This is a genomic window from Streptomyces sp. NPDC050161 (genome assembly GCF_044460025.1).
In the GTDB taxonomy this organism is placed as follows: domain Bacteria; phylum Actinomycetota; class Actinomycetes; order Streptomycetales; family Streptomycetaceae; genus Streptomyces.
The window spans coordinates 342,944-359,064 of the sequence record NZ_JBITJM010000006.1; the positions used below are offsets into that span (position 1 = coordinate 342,944).

Here is a 16,121-nt window from a genome sequence, read left to right on the forward strand (position 1 = left end):
GTGACCGGGCGCGGCCGTCAGTAGCGGTACTGCCCGTCGTAGCCCTGCTGTTGGTGGGGCGGGTACGGCGGCTGCTCGGCCGGGGGCTGGCCGTCGCGCTGCTGCGGCACCCACACACCGCCGGGCGGGGTGTCGCCGTACGCCTGCGCCGAGGCGTCGTACGGCGGGGCGCCGTACCCCTGCGGGCCGTAGGGGTCGTGCTGCTCGTAGGGCTCGTACGACGCCGGGTACTGCTGGGCTCCGGTGTACGGGTCGGGGTAGGGCGCCTGCCCCTGGTGGTCGCCGTAGGGGGCGTAGGGATCGGCGTAGCCGTCCGGAGTGCCGTAACCGCCGCCGTGGTCATAGGAGTTGGGGTCCGCGGCTCCCCGGCCGTCGGCCGCGGCGTAGGCGCCGTAGCCGGGCGGCGCGGTGCGCGCGTCGGGGCTGTAGACGCCGTACTGGCCGGTCTCGTCGGGCAGCGGCTGCGGGGCATAGACGGCGGTCGCGTCCTGGGCGAAGCTGCCCTGCCCGGCGAACGTCTGCTCCGGGTAGCCGCCTTGGGACGGGTAGCCCTGTCCGGCGTCGTAGCCGCCGTGCCCGTCGTAGCCGCCGTAGCCGCTCTGCGGGGCGTACGCGCCCTGGTGGCCGTCGTGGTTGTCGTAGGTGTCCTGGGTGCCGTACGGGGCCTGGGAGTCGCCGTACGGGCCCTGCGGGTAGGGCTGGTGGGGTGCGGGGTCGCCCGGGGCGCCGTCGTCGGGAGCGTCGGGCAGGGGGACCGCTTCGAGGCCGGAGACCTCCAGGGTCGGCTCGGCGGCCGGTGGCGTGGTGCCGCCCGGCCTGGCCCTGCGCCGGCGGTTCTCCCGCGGCTTGCGCAGCGACCAGCCGGTGGTGAAGCCGCGGCGGAAGGAGAGCGTCACATACGTCTGCCCGACGGCGAAGGCGATGGCGCCCAGCGCGATCACGATCACCGCCGGGATGATGACGCCGATCGCCACGCCGAGGAAGCCGGTGAAGGCGAGCAACCGCCAGCGCAGCCGGGCCTTGTGCTGGAACAGCACCTCTCCGAGCAACCACAGGGCAACGAAGCCGAATGCGATGTAGAGGACCGCCCAGCCCATGTACGCCCCTCTTCCGCCGCGCCGCGGCCACCGTGATCAAGGCCGCTGGTGCAGCCCCAGATTTTCGTAGATTTCCAGGGTCGCCGTGGAGTGGTTGAGGGTGATGAAGTGCAACCCGGGCACGTCCTCGGCACTCAAGCGCGCGCACAGTTCCGTGGCGTACTCGATGCCAATGGAGCGTACAGCCGCCGGGTCGTCCTTGACCGCCATGATGCGGTTCGCGAGCTCGGGCGGGAAAGCCGCGTTGCTGAGCTGCGCGAATCGCTCGATCTGGCGCACGTTCGTGACCGGCATGATCTCCGGAATGATCGGCGTCGAGCAGCCGGCCGCGGCGACCCGGTCGCGCAGCCGCAGGTAGTCCTCCGGGTAGAAGAACATCTGGGTGATGGCGAAGTCCGCGCCCGCCCGGCACTTGTCGACGAAGTGCGCGACGTCCTGGTCCCAGTCCGCGGACCGCGGGTGCATCTCGGGGAAGGCGGCGACGCCGACGCAGAAGTCGCCGGACTCCTTGATCAGGCGGACCAGTTCGGCGGCGTAGGTGACGCCCTCGGGGTGGCGCACCCACTCGCCCATCGGGTCGCCCGGCGGGTCGCCGCGCAGCGCGAGCATGTTGCGGATGCCGGCGTCGGCGTACTGGCCGATGATGTTGCGCAGATCGGCCAGGGAGTGGTTGACCGCGGTCAGGTGGGCGACCGGGGTGAGAGTGGTGTCGGTGGCGATCCGTTCGGTGGCGCGGACCGTGCCTTCACGGGAGGTGCCGCCCGCGCCGTACGTCACGGAGACGAAGGTCGGGGCGACGGCCTCGATGCGGCGAATGGCGTTCCACAGGGTCCGCTCGCCCTTCTCCGTCTTCGGGGCGGCGAACTCGAAGGAATACGACCGCTTGCCGGAAGCCAGCAGGTCGCGGACGGTCCGTGCACGATCAGTCCTGGTGGAAGCTGTACCTAGGGCCATACGGGCAGGTTAACCACCGGCGGGTCGCGCACCAACCGATGCGGACGTTATGCCTGATTAGAGCCCTTCCTGTCCACGGGTTGGACAGGAGGCCGCTGCCGCGTCCGCTCAGGCGTCCCAGGTGCGAATGCGCTTGGCGAGGGACGCGGCGGCTGCGCCGGGATCCTCCGCCTCGGTGATCGCGCGGACCACCACGACCCGGCGGGCGCCCGCCGCCAGGACCTCGTCCAGATTGCCGGCGTCGATCCCGCCGATCGCGAACCAGGGACGCCCTGGTGCCTGCGCCGCCGCGTAACGGACCAGGTCGAGGCCCGGTGCGTGGCGGCCCGGCTTGGTGGGGGTCGGCCAGCACGGGCCGGTGCAGAAGTAGTCGACGCCGGGCTCGGCGACGGCGGCGTCCACCTCGGCCTCGGCGTGCGTGGAGCGGCCGATCAGGACGTCCGTGCCGAGGATCGCGCGGGCGGCGGGGACGGGCAGGTCGCCCTGTCCGAGGTGCAGCACCTCGGAGCCCGCGGCGTGGGCGACGTCGGCCCGGTCGTTGACCGCGAGCAGCTTGCCGTGCCGGCGGCAGGCGTCGGCGAAGACCTCCAGGTGGCGCAGCTCGTCGGCCGCCTCCATGCCCTTGTCGCGGAGCTGGACGATGTCCACGCCGGAGGCGAGCACCGCGTCCAGGAACTGCGGGAGGTCGCCCTGGCGGGTGCGGGCGTCCGTGCAGAGGTAGAGCCTGGCGCCGGACAGGGCTGCGCGGGCGGTGGTCGTCGCGGTGGTCATCGGGCGGTTCCCCCCGGGGCGGTGGCGTACGGGCCGGGCTCTCCGGCTCGTACGCCACCTCGGTTGCGGTTACGGATTCAGCTGCTCAGGCGCGGGCGGGCCTGCCGTCGGCGCCGCCCGCCGCGTCACACGGCGAGCGCCTGCGCCCGGCGCTTCACCTCCGTGCCGCGGTTCTCGCGCAGCGCCTGCGCCGGCGTACCGGGCAGGGTCTCATCCGGGGTGAAGAGCCATTCCAGCATCTCCTCGTCGGCGAAGCCGTCGTCCCGCAGGAGGGTCAGGGTGCCGACCAGGCCCTTGACGACCTTGCCGTCCTGAATGAAATCGGCCGGCACGTGCAGTGCCCTGTTCTCACCGCGGCGCACCGCGATCAGCTGGCCCTCCTTGACCAGCTGCCGGACACGTGTCACCTCGACGCCGAACGCTTCGGCGATGTCGGGGAGGGTGAGCCAGGCGGGGACGAGTCCATCGATGTTTGCGTCAATCTCGGTCACAGGACAAGCCTGCCACCTCGCACTGACAGCCGGTAGCCGGGCATCGCCAACGGGACGAGACCCACACCGGCGGGTGACGCCGGTCCTGGCACGCGGACCGCGTCCGTCCGCCTCCCGCCCGCCTCCGCCCGCCCCGCCGCGGCCCGTCCGGCACGCCTCAGAGAGCCGCCGCCTTCAGGGGCACGGACGCGTCGGCCGCCCGCGCGCGGTCCAGGACGGCGCCGCGCTCGATGAGCTTGCGGCCCTGCGCCAGATCGCGCGGGCGGCCGACCGCGAGCAGCGCGACCAGCCTGCCCCGGTCCGGCCGCCCCTCCGCCGGGCCCGTCTCCTTCCGCAGCCAGATCACCGACCAGGCGGCGCTCTCCGGATCGCCGCGCCAGACGAGTTCGTCGGCGCGGTCGTGGTGGCCCGCGTACTGCACGAACCGGCCGAACTGCTCCGACCAGAAGTACGGCACCGGGTCGTAGACCACGCCTTCGGCCGGGCCGCCGGTGATGTTCCCCGCGACCGTACGGGGGCCCTGGAGCGCGTTGTCCCAGTGGTGGATCAGGAGCCTGCGGCCGTAACGGGCCGACGGGAAGGAGGCGCAGTCGCCGACCGCGTGGACGTCCGGGGCCGAGGTCCGCAGCCGGTCGTCGGCGAGCACCGAGCCGTCATCGGGTGAGAGCGCGACACCGGAGCCGGCCAGCCAGCCGGTCGCGGGGCGGGCGCCGATGCCGACGACCACGGCGTCGGCGGGCAGCGCGGTGCCGTCGGCGAGGAGGACGGTGCCCGCTTCGACGGCGGCGACCCGCGCGCCGGTGCGCAGCCGGGCACCGGATCCGGCGTACCAGCCCGCCATGTGGGCGGCGACCTCGGCGGGCAGCGCGCCGGCCAGCGGCCGGTCGGCGGCCTCGACGACGGTGACCGCGCAGCCCGCCTCGCGCGCCGCGGTCGCGAACTCGGCGCCGATCCAGCCCGCGCCGACGACCACGATCTCGTGCCGGGCGGCGAGGACGGGCCGCAGCCGCTCGGCGTCGTCGAGGGTGCGCAGCAGGTGGACGTGGGGCAGCCCCGCGCTGCCGGGCAGCGCGAGGGGCTCGGCGCCGGTGGCGAGGACGGCGTGGTCGTAGCGGACCTGGCCTTCTGCGGTCTCGACGAGGTGCGCCTCGGGCCGCAGCGCGGTGACCGGGCGGCCGATGTGCAGCTCGATGCCCAGGGAGGCGAAGTCCACGTCGAACGCGGCGCCTTCGGCCTTGCCGAGCAGGACCGCCTTGGACAGCGGCGGGCGGTCGTAGGGCTGGTGCGGTTCGTCGCCGAACAGCGTGATCGCGCCGCGCCAGCCTTGTTCGCGCAGCGCGACAGCGGTCTGCACACCCGCGATTCCCGCGCCGACGATCACGACGCGCGGCGTGTGGTCAGGGTCCTGGGAGGACTTGCTCTGCTCGCTCACCCGATCACTCTAGGACGGCGCGCGACGGCGCCCGCAGCAGCGCGCAAGGAGATCTCTGACACAGCGTCACGCCCGGTGGGGCCCGGGAAGCGCCGTCCGCCGTGCCGGGGGCGCTCCCTTACGGGGCGTCGGCAGCGGGTATTAGGGTGAGGGTCATACGCACTCGCGGGAGCCCGGACGCACCGGGCTGAGAGGGAGGCTGGCGGCCTCCGACCGTACGAACCTGATCCGGGTCATGCCGGCGAAGGGAGGGGCTGGACGCCCATGCATGCATCTTCCGCACCGTCCGCCGCACCACACGGACCGCCGCCGCACGCCGGGCGGCACCCCGACGTGCTCGTCATCGGCGGCGGCATCATCGGCCTGGTCACCGCCTGGCGGGCCGCCGCACGGGGGCTGCGCACGGCCGTCGTCGACCCGGAGCCGGGCGGCGGCGCCGCCCGGGTCGCGGCCGGCATGCTGGCCGCCGTCACCGAGCTGCACTACGGGGAGCAGACCCTGCTGGGCCTCAACCTCGCGTCCGCCCGGCGCTATCCGGGGTTCGTCGCGGAGCTGGAGGAGGCGAGCGGGCAGGCCGTCGGCTACCGCGCCTGCGGCACCCTGGCGGTGGCGCTGGACGCCGACGACCGGGCCCATCTGCGGGAGTTGCACGCGCTCCAGCGCCGGTCGGGTCTGGAGTCGGAGTGGCTGTCCGGGCGCGAGTGCCGCCGCCTGGAGCCGATGCTGGCGCCCGGCGTACGCGGGGGCCTGCGGGTGGACGGCGATCATCAGGTCGATCCGCGCCGGCTGGCGGGCGCGCTGCTGACGGCCTGTGCGCGGGCCGGGGTGGTCTTCCACCACACCTGGGCCGAGCGGCTGACGGTCACCGCGGGCCGGGCCGTCGGCGCGGAACTGGCGGACGGCAGCCGGCCGGCCGCGGACCGGGTCGTGCTGGCCGGTGGCAGCCACAGCGGCCGGCTGGCCGGGGTGCCGTCTGAGGTGCTGCCGCCGGTGCGCCCGGTCAAGGGGCAGGTGCTGCGGCTCCGGATGCCGGACGTCCCCCGGGGGAGCCCCGCCTTCCTCTCCCGCACGGTGCGGGCCGTCGTCCGCGGCGGTCCCCTCTACCTGGTGCCGCGGGAGAACGGCGAGCTGGTCGTCGGCGCCACCAGCGAGGAGCTGGGCTGGGACACCACCGTCACCGCGGGCGGCGTGTACGAACTGCTGCGGGACGCCCACGAGTTGGTGCCGGGCATCACCGAACTGCCACTGGCCGAGACCTGCGCGGGGCTGCGTCCCACCTCCCCGGACAACGCGCCGCTGCTCGGCCCGACCTCGCTGCCAGGGCTCCTCCTGGCCACCGGGCACTTCCGCAACGGCGTCCTGCTGACCCCCGTCACCGGGGACGCCATGGCCGAGGTGCTGACCTGCGGGCAACTGCCCGATGAGGCCCGCCCGTTCTCCCCCCTGCGGTTCACCGACGCCGCCCCCGTTGCGGCCCCCGCGGCCCGCGTCCCCCAGGAGCAGCCCGTATGAACGCCTCCCCCGTTTCCGTCACCGTCAACGGAGAAGTCCGCGAGATCCCGGGCGGGCTGACGCTCGACCTGCTGGTGGCGACGTTGTCCCGGGCGCCTGGCGGCTTGGCCGCCGCCGTCAACGAGACCGTGGTGCCGCGCGCCCGGTGGGCCCGCACCCCGCTCGGCGAAGGCGACCGCGTCGAGGTCCTCACCGCAGTCCAGGGAGGCTGAACCGACCATGGCCGACGATCTCCTCACCCTCGCAGGCACCACCTTCACCTCCCGCCTGATCATGGGCACCGGCGGCGCGCCCAGCCTGGACGTCCTGGAGCGGGCGCTGCTCGCCTCCGGGACGGAGCTGACGACGGTCGCCATGCGGCGGCTCGATCCGACCGTGCAGGGCTCGGTGCTGTCCGTGCTGGAACGGCACGCGATCCGGGTGCTGCCGAACACCGCGGGCTGTTTCACCGCGGGCGAGGCGGTGCTCACCGCGCGGCTCGCCCGTGAGGCGCTCGGCACGGACTGGGTCAAGCTCGAAGTCGTCGCCGACGAGCGCACCCTGCTGCCCGACCCGATCGAGCTGCTGGACGCCGCCGAGACGCTGGTGGACGACGGGTTCACGGTGCTGCCCTACACGAACGACGACCCGGTGCTGGCCCGGAAGCTGGAGGACGTCGGCTGCGCCGCGATCATGCCGCTGGGCTCGCCGATCGGCTCCGGGCTCGGCATCCGCAACCCGCACAACTTCCAGCTGATCACCGAGCGGGCCGGGGTGCCCGTGGTGCTGGACGCGGGCGCGGGCACCGCGTCCGACGCGGCCCTCGCCATGGAGCTGGGCTGCGCCGCGGTGATGCTGGCGTCCGCGGTGACCCGGGCCCAGGAGCCGGAGCTGATGGCCGGGGCGATGCGGTACGCGGTCGACGCCGGGCGGCTCGCGTACCGGGCGGGCCGTATCCCGCGCCGGCACTTCGCGCTGGCGTCCTCGCCCGCGGACGGGGTGGCGGAGCTGGATCCGGAGCGGCCGGCGTTCCGGTAGCGCGTGCGGGGCGCGGGCGCCGCCGCCCGCGTTCCTGTCACCGTTCGGCCTCAGTACGCCGGGGAAGGCCGCCGCACGTGTGACGTGTCGGTGGGTCCTCGTAGACTCGTCTGCCGTGGATACGACCCTTCAGGACCCCCTGGTCGGGCAGTTGCTCGACGGCCGCTACCGCGTCGACGCGCGCATCGCCGCCGGCGGTATGGCCACGGTCTACCGGGCCATGGACACCCGGCTCGACCGCGTGCTCGCCCTGAAGGTGATGCACCCGTCGCTCGCGGTGGACGACGCGTTCGTCGACCGGTTCATCCGCGAGGCCAAGTCGGTCGCCCGGCTCTCGCACCCGAACGTGGTGGGCGTCTTCGACCAGGGGACGGACGGCACGTACGTCTATCTGGCCATGGAGTACGTCGCCGGGTGCACGCTGCGCGACGTGCTGCGCGAGCGGGGCGCGCTCCAGCCGCGGGCCGCGCTGGACATCCTGGAGCCGATCCTCGCCGCCCTGGGCGCCGCGCACCGCGCCGCTCTCGTGCACCGCGACATGAAGCCGGAGAACGTCCTGATCGGGGACGACGGCCGGGTCAAGGTCGCCGACTTCGGCCTGGTGCGGACGGTCGACACGCACACCACCGACGCCACGGGCGCGGTCCTCGGCACCGTCTCCTACCTCGCCCCCGAGCAGATCGAGCACGGTACGTCCGACGCGTGCGTGGACGTCTACGCCTGCGGCGTGGTGCTCTACGAAATGCTCACCGGCGGCAAGCCGCACACCGGAGGCACCGCGGCGCAGGTCCTCTACCAGCATCTGCACGAGGACGTCCGCCCGCCGTCCGAGGCCGTCCCGGGGCTCGCCGCGCCGTTGGACGCCCTGGTGGCGCAGGCCACCGCCCGCGACCCGCGGCTGCGGCCACCGGACGCGGTGGCGCTGCTCTCCTCGGCCCGCACGGCGCGCGGCGAGCTGTCCGACGCACAGCTGGACGCGGTGCCGCCGCAGGCCAAGGAGGCACCGGCCGGTGACGGCGCCGAGCGGACGAGCGTGCTGCCGCGGGCCGGCGTCCAACTGCCGCTGCCCGGTACCGCCGATGACGCGGAGCTGAACCGCACCAGCGTCCTGGAGGTGCCGCCGTCCGACGCCGCCGCGCCGGACGGGCGGACCACCCGGCTGCGTCCCGCGCCGCCGGTGCGCCGCGGGCCCTTCGCCGACCCGCGGCGCAGGATCGCCGCCCTCGTCGCGGCCGTCCTGATCGCGCTCGGGGTCGGCGCGGGCGTCTGGTACATCAATTCCGGCCAGTTCACGACCGTGCCCGCGGTGCTGGACATGCCGCAGGCCAAGGCCACCGGGACGCTGCGGGACGAGGGCCTGGGGGTGAAGGTGCGGCGCGACTACAGCTCCACGGTGCGGCGCGGCCACATCATCGCCACCGAGCCCGGCATCGGAGCGCGCATCCGCGGGACGGGCACGGTCACCCTCACCGTCTCGCGCGGCCCTGACATCGTCACCGTCCCCGACCTGGCGGGCACGCCGGTCGCGGACGCCCGGCGCAAGCTGCGGGACCGGGGTCTGGTGCCCGGCACCGAACGCAAGGAGTTCAGCGACGAGGTCGCCAAGGGCTCGGTGATCCGCACGGATCCGGAGTCGGGCAGCAAGCGGCGGCCCGACACGGCGGTGGCGCTGACCGTCAGCCGCGGCACGGCACTCGACGTCCCCGACGTGACCGGTGACGAGCGGCAGGCGGCCGTCACGGAGCTGCGCAAGGCGGGCTTCGACGTGAAGTTCGCGGACGCCCCGGTGCACTCCCCCGAGGACAAGGGCACCATCGCACGGCAGTCGCCAGGCCCCGGCAGCGCCAAGCTGGGCAAGGGCGAGACGGTCACGCTGACCCTGTCGCAGGGCCCGGAGATGATCACGGTTCCGGACGTCACGGGCCAGAACGTCGACGACGCGAAGCAGCAGCTGACGGATCTCGGCTTCGCCGTCGAGGTCAAGAAGCCGTTCCTGTTCCCGCAGGACACCGTCGACACGCAGTCGGTCGACGGCGGGAAGAAGGCGCCGAAGGGCAGCACGGTCACCATCCGTCTGAAGGGCGCGCTGTAGCCGGGCGGTGGTGACCCCGGGGCGGCGGGCCGCGGGCGCCTGGCACTCTTGTGGGGTGAGTACTTCCCCGTCCCCGCAGGGCGCCGCGTCCGCCCGTACCCGTAATCCGGTCGGCGGCCATGTGCCGGTGGCCGGCGGCCTGGCCAAGGTCGGCCTGCCGTACGCCCGTGCGCTGGGCGGCGAGAGCGTGCAGGTCTTCGTGGCCAATCCGCGCGGCTGGGCGACGCCGCCCGGCAACCCCGGGCAGGACGAGGAGTTCCGGGCCGGCTGCGCGCGGGACGGCATCCCGGCGTACGTACACGCGCCCTATCTGATCAACTTCGGCTCGCACACCGAGGCGACCGTCGACAAGTCCGTGGAATCGCTGCGGCATTCACTGCGGCGCGGCCGGGAGATCGGCGCGCTCGGCGTGGTGGTGCACACCGGATCGGCGACCGGCGGGCGTCCGCGCAGCACGGCGCTCGCGCAGGTCAGGGAGCGGATGCGGCCCCTGCTCGACGAGCTGACGCACGACGACGACCCGTGGCTGCTGCTGGAGCCGACGGCGGGCCAGGGCGCGTCGCTGTGCGCGCGGGCGGAGGATCTCGGCCCGTACTTCGACGCGCTGGACCGGCATCCGAAGCTCGGTGTGTGCCTGGACACCTGCCATGCGTTCGCCGCCGGGCACGACATGGCGGCGCCCGGCGGGATGAAGGCGCTGCTGGACGAGTTGACGGAGGTCACCGGCGAGGGGCGGCTGCGGCTGATCCACGCCAACGACTCCAAGGACGTGGTCGGCGCGCACAAGGACCGGCACGCGAACATCGGTGCCGGGCACATCGGCGCCGAGCCGTTCGCCGAGCTGTTCCGGCATCCGGCGACGGACGGGGTGCCGCTGGTGATCGAGACGCCCGGTGGCAAGGAGGGGCATGCGGCGGATGTGGCGCGGCTGAAGGAGCTGCGCGGCTGACCGCCCCGGGTCCGTGCCGGGTCGGGCCCGGATCAGAGTTCGGGGCCGTCGCCCGGTTCCTCCTGGTAGGAGTAGCGCTGCTCCCGCCAGGGGTCGCCGAGGTTGTGGTAGCCGCGCTCCTCCCAGAAGCCGCGGCGGTCCGCCGTCATGTACTCGATGCCGCGGACCCACTTGGGGCCCTTCCAGGCGTACAGATGCGGGACCATCAGCCGGACCGGGAATCCGTGTTCTGCGGTGAGGAGTTCGCCCGAGCGGTGGGTGGCGAAGAGGCAATTCTCCGCGGCGAAGTCTTCCAGGCGCAGGTTCGAACTGAATCCGTATTCGGCCCACACCATGACGTGAGTGACCTCCGGCGCGGGCGGCGCGAGATCAAGGATCGTCCGTGTCCGTACGCCGCCCCATTCGGCGCCGAGCATGCTGAATTTGGTGACGCAATGCATATCGGAGACGACCGTCGTATAGGGCAGCGCGGCGAATTCCTCATGCGTCCAGCAGTGTTTGTCACCGTCCGCCGTGGCACCGAAGGCGCGGAACTCCCAGCGCTCGGGGCGGAACTTGGGCACCGGGCCGTAGTGCGTCACCGGCCAGCCCCGCTGCAGTCGCTGCCCCGGGGGCAGCTGAGGATGCTCCGCTTCGCGGCTTTCCGGCTGACCCATGCCTCCATGGTGTCAGACGGGGAGGGGTGCCGATGACCAGGGAGACGGCTCAATCGGGCATAGCGGAGTAAGTGTGTACTTACTGGACGTTACGCTCCGGGCGGTGCAAAGATGCGCGGCACTTGCCCAGTTCTCGCGCGGAAGGAGCCCGCTGCCATGCAGGGCGACCCCGAGGTCATCGAATTCCTCAACGAGCAGCTGACTGCCGAGCTGACCGCGATCAACCAGTACTTCCTGCACGCGAAGATGCAGGAGAACTTCGGCTGGCCGAAGCTCGCGAAGTACACCAGGTCCGAGTCGTTCGACGAGATGAAGCATGCCGAGATCCTGACGGACCGCATTCTCTTCCTGGAAGGACTGCCGAACTACCAGCGGCTGTTCCATGTACGCATCGGCCAGACCGTCACCGAGATGTTCCAGGCGGACCGGCAGGTCGAGGTGGAAGCCATCGACCGCCTCAAGCGCGGAATCGAGATGATGCGCACCAAGGGCGACATCACATCGGCCAATATCTTCGAGGACATCCTCGCGGACGAGGAGCATCACATCGACTATCTGGACACCCAGCTGGAACTGGTCGAGAAACTCGGCGAGGCGCTGTACATCGCGCAGGTGATCGAGCAGCCGAGCTGAGGCGCCGGAAGGCCGGAGCCTAGGCCGCCTCGGGGAGAGCCGGGGGCGCCAGCGGCACCGGCACCGGCCCCGGCTCGGCGACCAGCGGTTCGGCCGCGCCGTTGTCGATCAGCTCGCGGCGGGGGCAGGCACCGCGGCCCAGCAGGGCCTGGATGCGGCGCACGCAGCCGCCGCAGTCGGTGCCGGCCTTGCAGGCGGAGGCGATCTGGCGGGGCGTGCAGGCGCCGGTGTCCGCGTGCTCACGGACCTGCTGCTCGGTGATGCCGAAGCAGGAGCATACGTACACGCGGTTCACCTCCGTGGCGCCGTACTCGTCGATCCCGTTGATCTTGAGTGAGGTTACCCTTACCTTACCTGCCGCCGCGGGTGCTGCACAACGACGTGGGGCGCGGATCGTGTGATCCGCGCCCCACCTGCGTTTTTCGCCGTCAACGACGGCCGGTCTCACTGATCGCGGTACATCTCCGCCACCAGGAAGGCCAGGTCCAGCGACTGGCTGCGGTTGAGCCGCGGGTCGCAGGCGGTCTCGTAGCGCTGGTGCAGATCGTCGACGAAGATCTCGTCGCCGCCGCCCACGCACTCCGTGACGTCGTCACCGGTCAGCTCGACGTGGATGCCGCCCGGGTGCGTGCCGAGGGACTTGTGGACCTCGAAGAAGCCCTTGACCTCGTCCAGCACGTCGTCGAAGCGGCGGGTCTTGTGGCCCGACGCCGCCTCGAAGGTGTTGCCGTGCATCGGGTCGGAGATCCAGACGACCTGCGCGCCGGACGCGGTGACCTTCTCGACCAGCTCGGGGAGCTTGTCGCGGATCTTGTCCGCTCCCATGCGGGTGATGAAGGTCAGCCGGCCGGGCTCGCGGTCCGGGTCGAGGCGCTCGATGAGCGTGAGCGCGTCGTCCACCGTGGTCGTCGGGCCGAGCTTGACGCCGATCGGGTTGCGGATGCGGGAGGCGAACTCCAGGTGCGCGCCGTCGAGTTGACGGGTGCGCTCGCCGATCCAGACCATGTGGCCCGAGACGTCGTAGAGGTCGCCGGTGCGGGAGTCGACGCGGGTCAGCGCCGACTCGTAGTCGAGGACGAGCGCCTCGTGGGAGGCGTAGAACTCGACGGTCCGGAACTCCTCCGGGTCCACCCCGCAGGCGTTCATGAAGTTCATCGCGCGGTCGATCTCGCGGGCCAGCGCCTCGTAACGCTGCCCGGAGGGCGAGGACTTCACGAAGTCCTGGTTCCAGGCGTGCACCTGGCGCAGGTCGGCGTAGCCGCCGGTGGTGAAGGCGCGCACGAGGTTCAGCGTCGCGGCGGACGCGTGGTACATCCGCTTGAGGCGCTCGGGGTCCGGGATGCGGGCCGCCTCGGTGAACTCGAAGCCGTTGACGGAGTCGCCGCGGTAGGTCGGCAGCGTCACGCCGTCGCGGGTCTCGGTCGGCTTGGAGCGCGGCTTGCTGTACTGGCCTGCGATCCGGCCGACCTTGACCACCGGGACGGACCCGGCGTAGGTCAGCACGGCGCCCATCTGGAGCAGCGTCTTGAGCTTGTTGCGGATGTGCTCGGCGGATACGGCGTCGAAAGCCTCCGCGCAGTCGCCGCCCTGGAGCAGGAACGCCTCACCACGGGCGACCGCGCCGAGGCGTTCACGCAGCTGGTCGCACTCGCCGGCGAAGACGAGCGGCGGATAGGACTCCAGCTCCGCGATCACATCGCGCAGAGCCTTTTGGTCCGGCCAGTCAGGCTGCTGCGCCGCGGGCAGGTCTCGCCAGGTGTTGCCACCGGCATGGGTTTCAGCGTTCACGGTCACAGTGCCCACATTACGGGGTTCCGGGAGGGGCTCCGGGCGCCGCCCGGACTGTGAGACACAGCCCACTCGGTATCCGGGCACCGTCCGGGGGTGTTCAGGTCACTCCGGCAGGGTGTCGTCCGGCGTGCCCCGGGCGATCGACGCGAGGGCGGGCAGCGCCCGGGAGAGCTGGTCGAAGGTGGCGCCCGCCAGGGCGATCCGTACCGCGTTCGGCGCGGGTCCTGCGCCCTGGGTGCCCTCGGCCGCGACCGCGAAGGCGGCGGCCGGGGTGACCGCGATGGACCGCCGGGCCGCGGCTGCCAGGAACGTCTCGGCCCGCCACCGGGACGGCAGCTGCCACCACAGGAAGTAGGCGCGCGGATCGGCCCGCACGTCCTGGCCGTCCAGCAGCTCGGCGGCCAGGGCCTGGCGGGCCGCCGCGTCACGGCGCTTGGCCGCGACGATGCGCTCCAGGCTGCCGTCCGTCATCCAGCGGGTGACGGCCTCCAGCGCGAAGCCGGTGGCGGTCCAGCCGCCGGAGCGGAGCGCGGCGGCGAGCCGGTCGGTGTGGGACGGGGGCGCCAGCGCGAGGCCGACGGTCAGGCCGGGGGCGAGCCGCTTGGAGAGGCTGTCGACCAGGATGGTGCGGTCGGGCGCGTGGGCGGCGAGCGGCCGGGGCGCGGCGCCGCCGGACGCGGCCCGGCCGGCGCCCGGTGCCGCGCTGTGCAGGAAGGCCCACACCGCGTCCTCGACGGCCCAGATGTCCAGGTCCTCCAGGGCGTCGGCCAGCTCCGCCCGGCGGGCGGGCGGCATCGTCGTGCCGAGCGGGTTGTGCAGGGTCGGCTGGACGTAGAGGGCCTTGAGCGGGGCGGTGCGGTGGGCGGCCCGTACGGCGTCGGGGCACAGGCCCTTCTCGTCGGTGGCGAGCGGGACGAGGGTGACGCCGAGCCGGGCCGCGATGCCCTTGATCATCGGGTAGGTGAGCGCTTCGACGCCGAGGCGGGCGCCGGGCGGCACCAGGGTGGCGAGCGCGCCGGCCAGCGCCTGCCTGCCGTTGCCGGGGAACAGCAGGTGGCCGGGGTCGGGGCGCAGACCGAGCCCGGTGAGCAGGCCGGCCGCCGCGGTGCGGGCCGCCGCGGTGCCCGAAGGGGCCGAGGGGCGCAGCGCGGCGGCGAGGGTGTCGGGGCGCAGCAGCGGGGCGAGTCCGTCGGCCAGCAGTGCGGACTGCTCGGGGACGGCGGGGTAGTTGAGTTCGAGGTTGACGTGGCCGGCGCCGGCGGCCTGCGGTTCGGCGAGCGCGGGGCCCGGCGGGTGCTGGGCGGCGCGTACGTAGGTGCCGCGGCCGACCTCGCCGACGGTCAGGCCGCGGCGGGCCAGTTCGCGGTAGACGCGGGTGGCGGTGGAGGGGGCGATGCGGTGGGTGCGGGCGAAGGCGCGCTGGGTGGGCAGCCGCTCGCCGGGGCGCAGCCGGCCGGCGGCGATGGCGCCCGCGACGGTGTCCGCGATGCGCTGGTATTCCTCGGCGGTCATGGCGGCACGCTCCTCGGCCCGTGATCCTCGTGAAGCAATCCACCACTTTGCACCGAGTGCAATGCAGCTATTGCACCGAGAGTGTGGCTTTCCTAGCATCGTGATGTCAACGGGAACGGCACCAACCAGCAGAAAAACGAGGCGAGTTGTGTGGAGCGCACCGGGCACGGCCATCGTCGGCGACATCGGCATGGGGTACGCGGAAGCGGGCAGCGGCGCCCCGCTGGTGCTGGTGCACGGCCACCCCTTCGACCGCACCATGTGGGCGCCGCAGCTCGCGTCGCTCGGCGCGCCGGGCAGCGGCCGGTGGGTGATCGCGCCCGACCTGCGCGGCTACGGCACCTCGCACGTGGCGCCCGGCGGGGAGCACGGCGGCGCCCCTGAGGTGCGCCGCACCACGCTGGAGACCTTCGCCCGTGACATCGCCGCGCTGCTCGACGCGCTGGGCCTCGGCCGGGAGCGGATCGTGCTCGGCGGCCTGTCGATGGGCGGCCAGATCGCCATGGAGTTCGCCCGGCTGTTCCCCGGCCGGCTGCGCGGGCTCGTGCTGGCCGCCACCTCCCCGTACGCCGAGACGGCGGCCGGCAAACGCGGCCGGCACGCGCTCGCCGACCGGCTGCTGCGGGAGGGCATGGCCGGCTACGCGGACGAGGTGCTGGATGCGATGGTCGCGCCGTACAACGTCACCGCGCTGCCCGAGGTGGCGGGGCACGTCCTGCGGATGATGCGCGGCGCACCGCCCGAGGGTGCGGCAGCCGCGCTCCGCGGCCGGGCCGAACGCCGGGACCACACCGCGTCGTTGGCGCGGCTCGGCGTCCCCGCCCTGGTCGTGGCAGGCCGCGACGACCCCTTCACGCCGGTCGACGCGACGCGGGGCTGGTACCGGCACATCCCGGACGCCACGCTCACCGTCATCGAGGGGGCGGCGCACCTGCCGAACCTGGAGCGCCCCGAGGAGTTCAACGCGGCGCTCGCGGGGTTCGTCGACCGGCTGCCGTAGGGCCGCCCGTCCGGACCGTGGAACGCCGTCCCGCGTCCGTCCAGGCGTCGGGTAGGGTGCCCGGCATGTACGCGCCCCGCACGACGACCAGGAACTGGTGGTGGACCGCTCATCCGGCGGCCCGCTAGACGCGCGTACATCTCCCGATTTCCGCGAAGGCCGCCCGAGGGGCGGCCTTCGGTGTTTCCACCGGCCGTTCCTCCCACCCGGAAGG

Annotated in this window: 17 protein-coding genes and 1 riboswitch; of the genes, 8 read left to right on the plus strand and 9 right to left on the minus strand. The window is 73.2% G+C overall.

What is annotated here, in order from left to right:
- Positions 1 to 17: 17 nt before the first annotated feature.
- From ACIBK8_RS13900 to ACIBK8_RS13920, 5 genes are all read right to left on the minus strand, one after another.
- Positions 18 to 1,097, minus strand: a complete 1,080-nt coding sequence (locus ACIBK8_RS13900) for a hypothetical protein (protein ID WP_399041990.1) — start codon at positions 1,095 to 1,097, stop codon at positions 18 to 20.
- A 36-nt stretch (positions 1,098 to 1,133) separates the two neighbouring features.
- On the minus strand, positions 1,134 to 2,051 hold the full coding sequence (metF, locus tag ACIBK8_RS13905; protein WP_393679535.1) for a methylenetetrahydrofolate reductase [NAD(P)H]: 918 nt from the start codon (positions 2,049 to 2,051) through the stop codon (positions 1,134 to 1,136).
- A gap of 108 nt (positions 2,052 to 2,159) precedes the next feature.
- Complete coding sequence (gene thiE / locus ACIBK8_RS13910; RefSeq protein WP_399041992.1) at positions 2,160 to 2,822, minus strand: thiamine phosphate synthase; 663 nt, start codon at positions 2,820 to 2,822, stop codon at positions 2,160 to 2,162.
- A 125-nt stretch (positions 2,823 to 2,947) separates the two neighbouring features.
- Entirely contained in the window at positions 2,948 to 3,313 is a 366-nt protein-coding gene (locus tag ACIBK8_RS13915; protein ID WP_399041994.1) for an Rv2175c family DNA-binding protein, read from the minus strand.
- 157 nt (positions 3,314 to 3,470) lie between these two features.
- On the minus strand, positions 3,471 to 4,745 hold the full coding sequence (locus ACIBK8_RS13920) for an NAD(P)/FAD-dependent oxidoreductase (protein ID WP_399041996.1): 1,275 nt from the start codon (positions 4,743 to 4,745) through the stop codon (positions 3,471 to 3,473).
- Positions 4,746 to 4,900: 155 nt separating this feature from the next.
- A riboswitch (TPP riboswitch) is annotated at positions 4,901 to 5,012 on the plus strand.
- Positions 5,013 to 5,078: 66 nt separating this feature from the next.
- Between ACIBK8_RS13920 and thiO the strand changes: the two genes are divergently transcribed.
- The 5 genes from thiO (at position 5,079) to ACIBK8_RS13945 (ending at position 10,315) form a co-directional block, all read left to right on the plus strand.
- On the plus strand, positions 5,079 to 6,257 hold the full coding sequence (gene thiO / locus ACIBK8_RS13925) for a glycine oxidase ThiO (RefSeq protein ID WP_399042077.1): 1,179 nt from the start codon (positions 5,079 to 5,081) through the stop codon (positions 6,255 to 6,257).
- Positions 6,254 to 6,469 carry a sulfur carrier protein ThiS gene (gene thiS, locus ACIBK8_RS13930; protein WP_393679543.1) on the plus strand — a complete coding sequence of 72 codons (216 nt, stop codon included), beginning with the start codon at positions 6,254 to 6,256 and terminating at the stop codon, positions 6,467 to 6,469. Before thiO ends, thiS begins: the two co-directional genes overlap by 4 nt.
- A 7-nt stretch (positions 6,470 to 6,476) precedes the next feature.
- Positions 6,477 to 7,274, plus strand: coding sequence for a thiazole synthase (locus ACIBK8_RS13935; RefSeq protein ID WP_399041997.1), 798 nt, complete (start codon positions 6,477 to 6,479; stop codon positions 7,272 to 7,274).
- A 115-nt stretch (positions 7,275 to 7,389) separates the two neighbouring features.
- Complete coding sequence (gene pknB, locus ACIBK8_RS13940) at positions 7,390 to 9,366, plus strand: Stk1 family PASTA domain-containing Ser/Thr kinase (RefSeq protein ID WP_399041998.1); 1,977 nt, start codon at positions 7,390 to 7,392, stop codon at positions 9,364 to 9,366.
- A gap of 55 nt (positions 9,367 to 9,421) precedes the next feature.
- Positions 9,422 to 10,315: a deoxyribonuclease IV gene (locus tag ACIBK8_RS13945; protein WP_399041999.1), complete on the plus strand. Its 894-nt coding sequence runs from the start codon at positions 9,422 to 9,424 to the stop codon at positions 10,313 to 10,315.
- A gap of 32 nt (positions 10,316 to 10,347) precedes the next feature.
- Here ACIBK8_RS13945 and ACIBK8_RS13950 read toward each other — a convergent pair whose 3' ends face one another.
- Entirely contained in the window at positions 10,348 to 10,971 is a 624-nt protein-coding gene (locus ACIBK8_RS13950) for a sulfite oxidase-like oxidoreductase (protein WP_399042000.1), read from the minus strand.
- Positions 10,972 to 11,127: 156 nt separating this feature from the next.
- Between ACIBK8_RS13950 and bfr the strand changes: the two genes are divergently transcribed.
- Positions 11,128 to 11,604, plus strand: a complete 477-nt coding sequence (gene bfr, locus ACIBK8_RS13955; protein WP_399042001.1) for a bacterioferritin — start codon at positions 11,128 to 11,130, stop codon at positions 11,602 to 11,604.
- A gap of 19 nt (positions 11,605 to 11,623) precedes the next feature.
- Here the strand turns inward: bfr and ACIBK8_RS13960 are convergent, their stop codons facing one another.
- The 3 genes from ACIBK8_RS13960 to ACIBK8_RS13970 all read right to left on the minus strand — a co-directional run bounded on the left by ACIBK8_RS13960 (position 11,624) and on the right by ACIBK8_RS13970 (position 14,907).
- Positions 11,624 to 11,890, minus strand: a complete 267-nt coding sequence (locus ACIBK8_RS13960) for a bacterioferritin-associated ferredoxin (protein WP_399042003.1) — start codon at positions 11,888 to 11,890, stop codon at positions 11,624 to 11,626.
- A 158-nt stretch (positions 11,891 to 12,048) separates the two neighbouring features.
- Positions 12,049 to 13,392 (minus strand): class II 3-deoxy-7-phosphoheptulonate synthase, encoded by a 1,344-nt coding sequence (locus ACIBK8_RS13965; RefSeq protein ID WP_399042078.1) that lies wholly within the window; start codon positions 13,390 to 13,392, stop codon positions 12,049 to 12,051.
- Positions 13,393 to 13,497: 105 nt separating this feature from the next.
- The gene (locus ACIBK8_RS13970; protein WP_399042004.1) at positions 13,498 to 14,907 is read right to left on the minus strand and encodes a PLP-dependent aminotransferase family protein; all 1,410 of its coding nucleotides are present in this window, start codon (positions 14,905 to 14,907) and stop codon (positions 13,498 to 13,500) included.
- A gap of 190 nt (positions 14,908 to 15,097) precedes the next feature.
- Here ACIBK8_RS13970 and ACIBK8_RS13975 point away from each other — a divergent pair, with 190 nt between their 5' ends.
- Both ACIBK8_RS13975 and ACIBK8_RS13980 read left to right on the plus strand, forming a co-directional pair.
- The gene (locus ACIBK8_RS13975; RefSeq protein WP_399042079.1) at positions 15,098 to 15,907 is read left to right on the plus strand and encodes an alpha/beta fold hydrolase; all 810 of its coding nucleotides are present in this window, start codon (positions 15,098 to 15,100) and stop codon (positions 15,905 to 15,907) included.
- Between the two features lie 65 nt (positions 15,908 to 15,972).
- The gene (locus tag ACIBK8_RS13980; protein ID WP_393680315.1) at positions 15,973 to 16,035 is read left to right on the plus strand and encodes a trp operon leader peptide; all 63 of its coding nucleotides are present in this window, start codon (positions 15,973 to 15,975) and stop codon (positions 16,033 to 16,035) included.
- Positions 16,036 to 16,121 lie beyond the last annotated feature (86 nt).

Bases quoted from the DNA above. Each gene is read 5' to 3' on its own strand.
- ACIBK8_RS13900 (WP_399041990.1), bottom strand. From the start codon at position 1,097: ATGGGCTGGGCGGTCCTCTACATCGCATTCGGCTTCGTTGCCCTGTGG.
- bfr (WP_399042001.1), top strand. From the start codon at position 11,128: ATGCAGGGCGACCCCGAGGTCATCGAATTCCTCAACGAGCAGCTGACT.
- thiE (WP_399041992.1), bottom strand. From the start codon at position 2,822: ATGACCACCGCGACGACCACCGCCCGCGCAGCCCTGTCCGGCGCCAGG.
- ACIBK8_RS13935 (WP_399041997.1), top strand. From the start codon at position 6,477: ATGGCCGACGATCTCCTCACCCTCGCAGGCACCACCTTCACCTCCCGC.
- ACIBK8_RS13950 (WP_399042000.1), bottom strand. From the start codon at position 10,971: ATGGGTCAGCCGGAAAGCCGCGAAGCGGAGCATCCTCAGCTGCCCCCG.
- ACIBK8_RS13975 (WP_399042079.1), top strand. From the start codon at position 15,098: ATGGGGTACGCGGAAGCGGGCAGCGGCGCCCCGCTGGTGCTGGTGCAC.
- ACIBK8_RS13970 (WP_399042004.1), bottom strand. From the start codon at position 14,907: ATGACCGCCGAGGAATACCAGCGCATCGCGGACACCGTCGCGGGCGCC.
- thiS (WP_393679543.1), top strand. From the start codon at position 6,254: ATGAACGCCTCCCCCGTTTCCGTCACCGTCAACGGAGAAGTCCGCGAG.
- metF (WP_393679535.1), bottom strand. From the start codon at position 2,051: ATGGCCCTAGGTACAGCTTCCACCAGGACTGATCGTGCACGGACCGTC.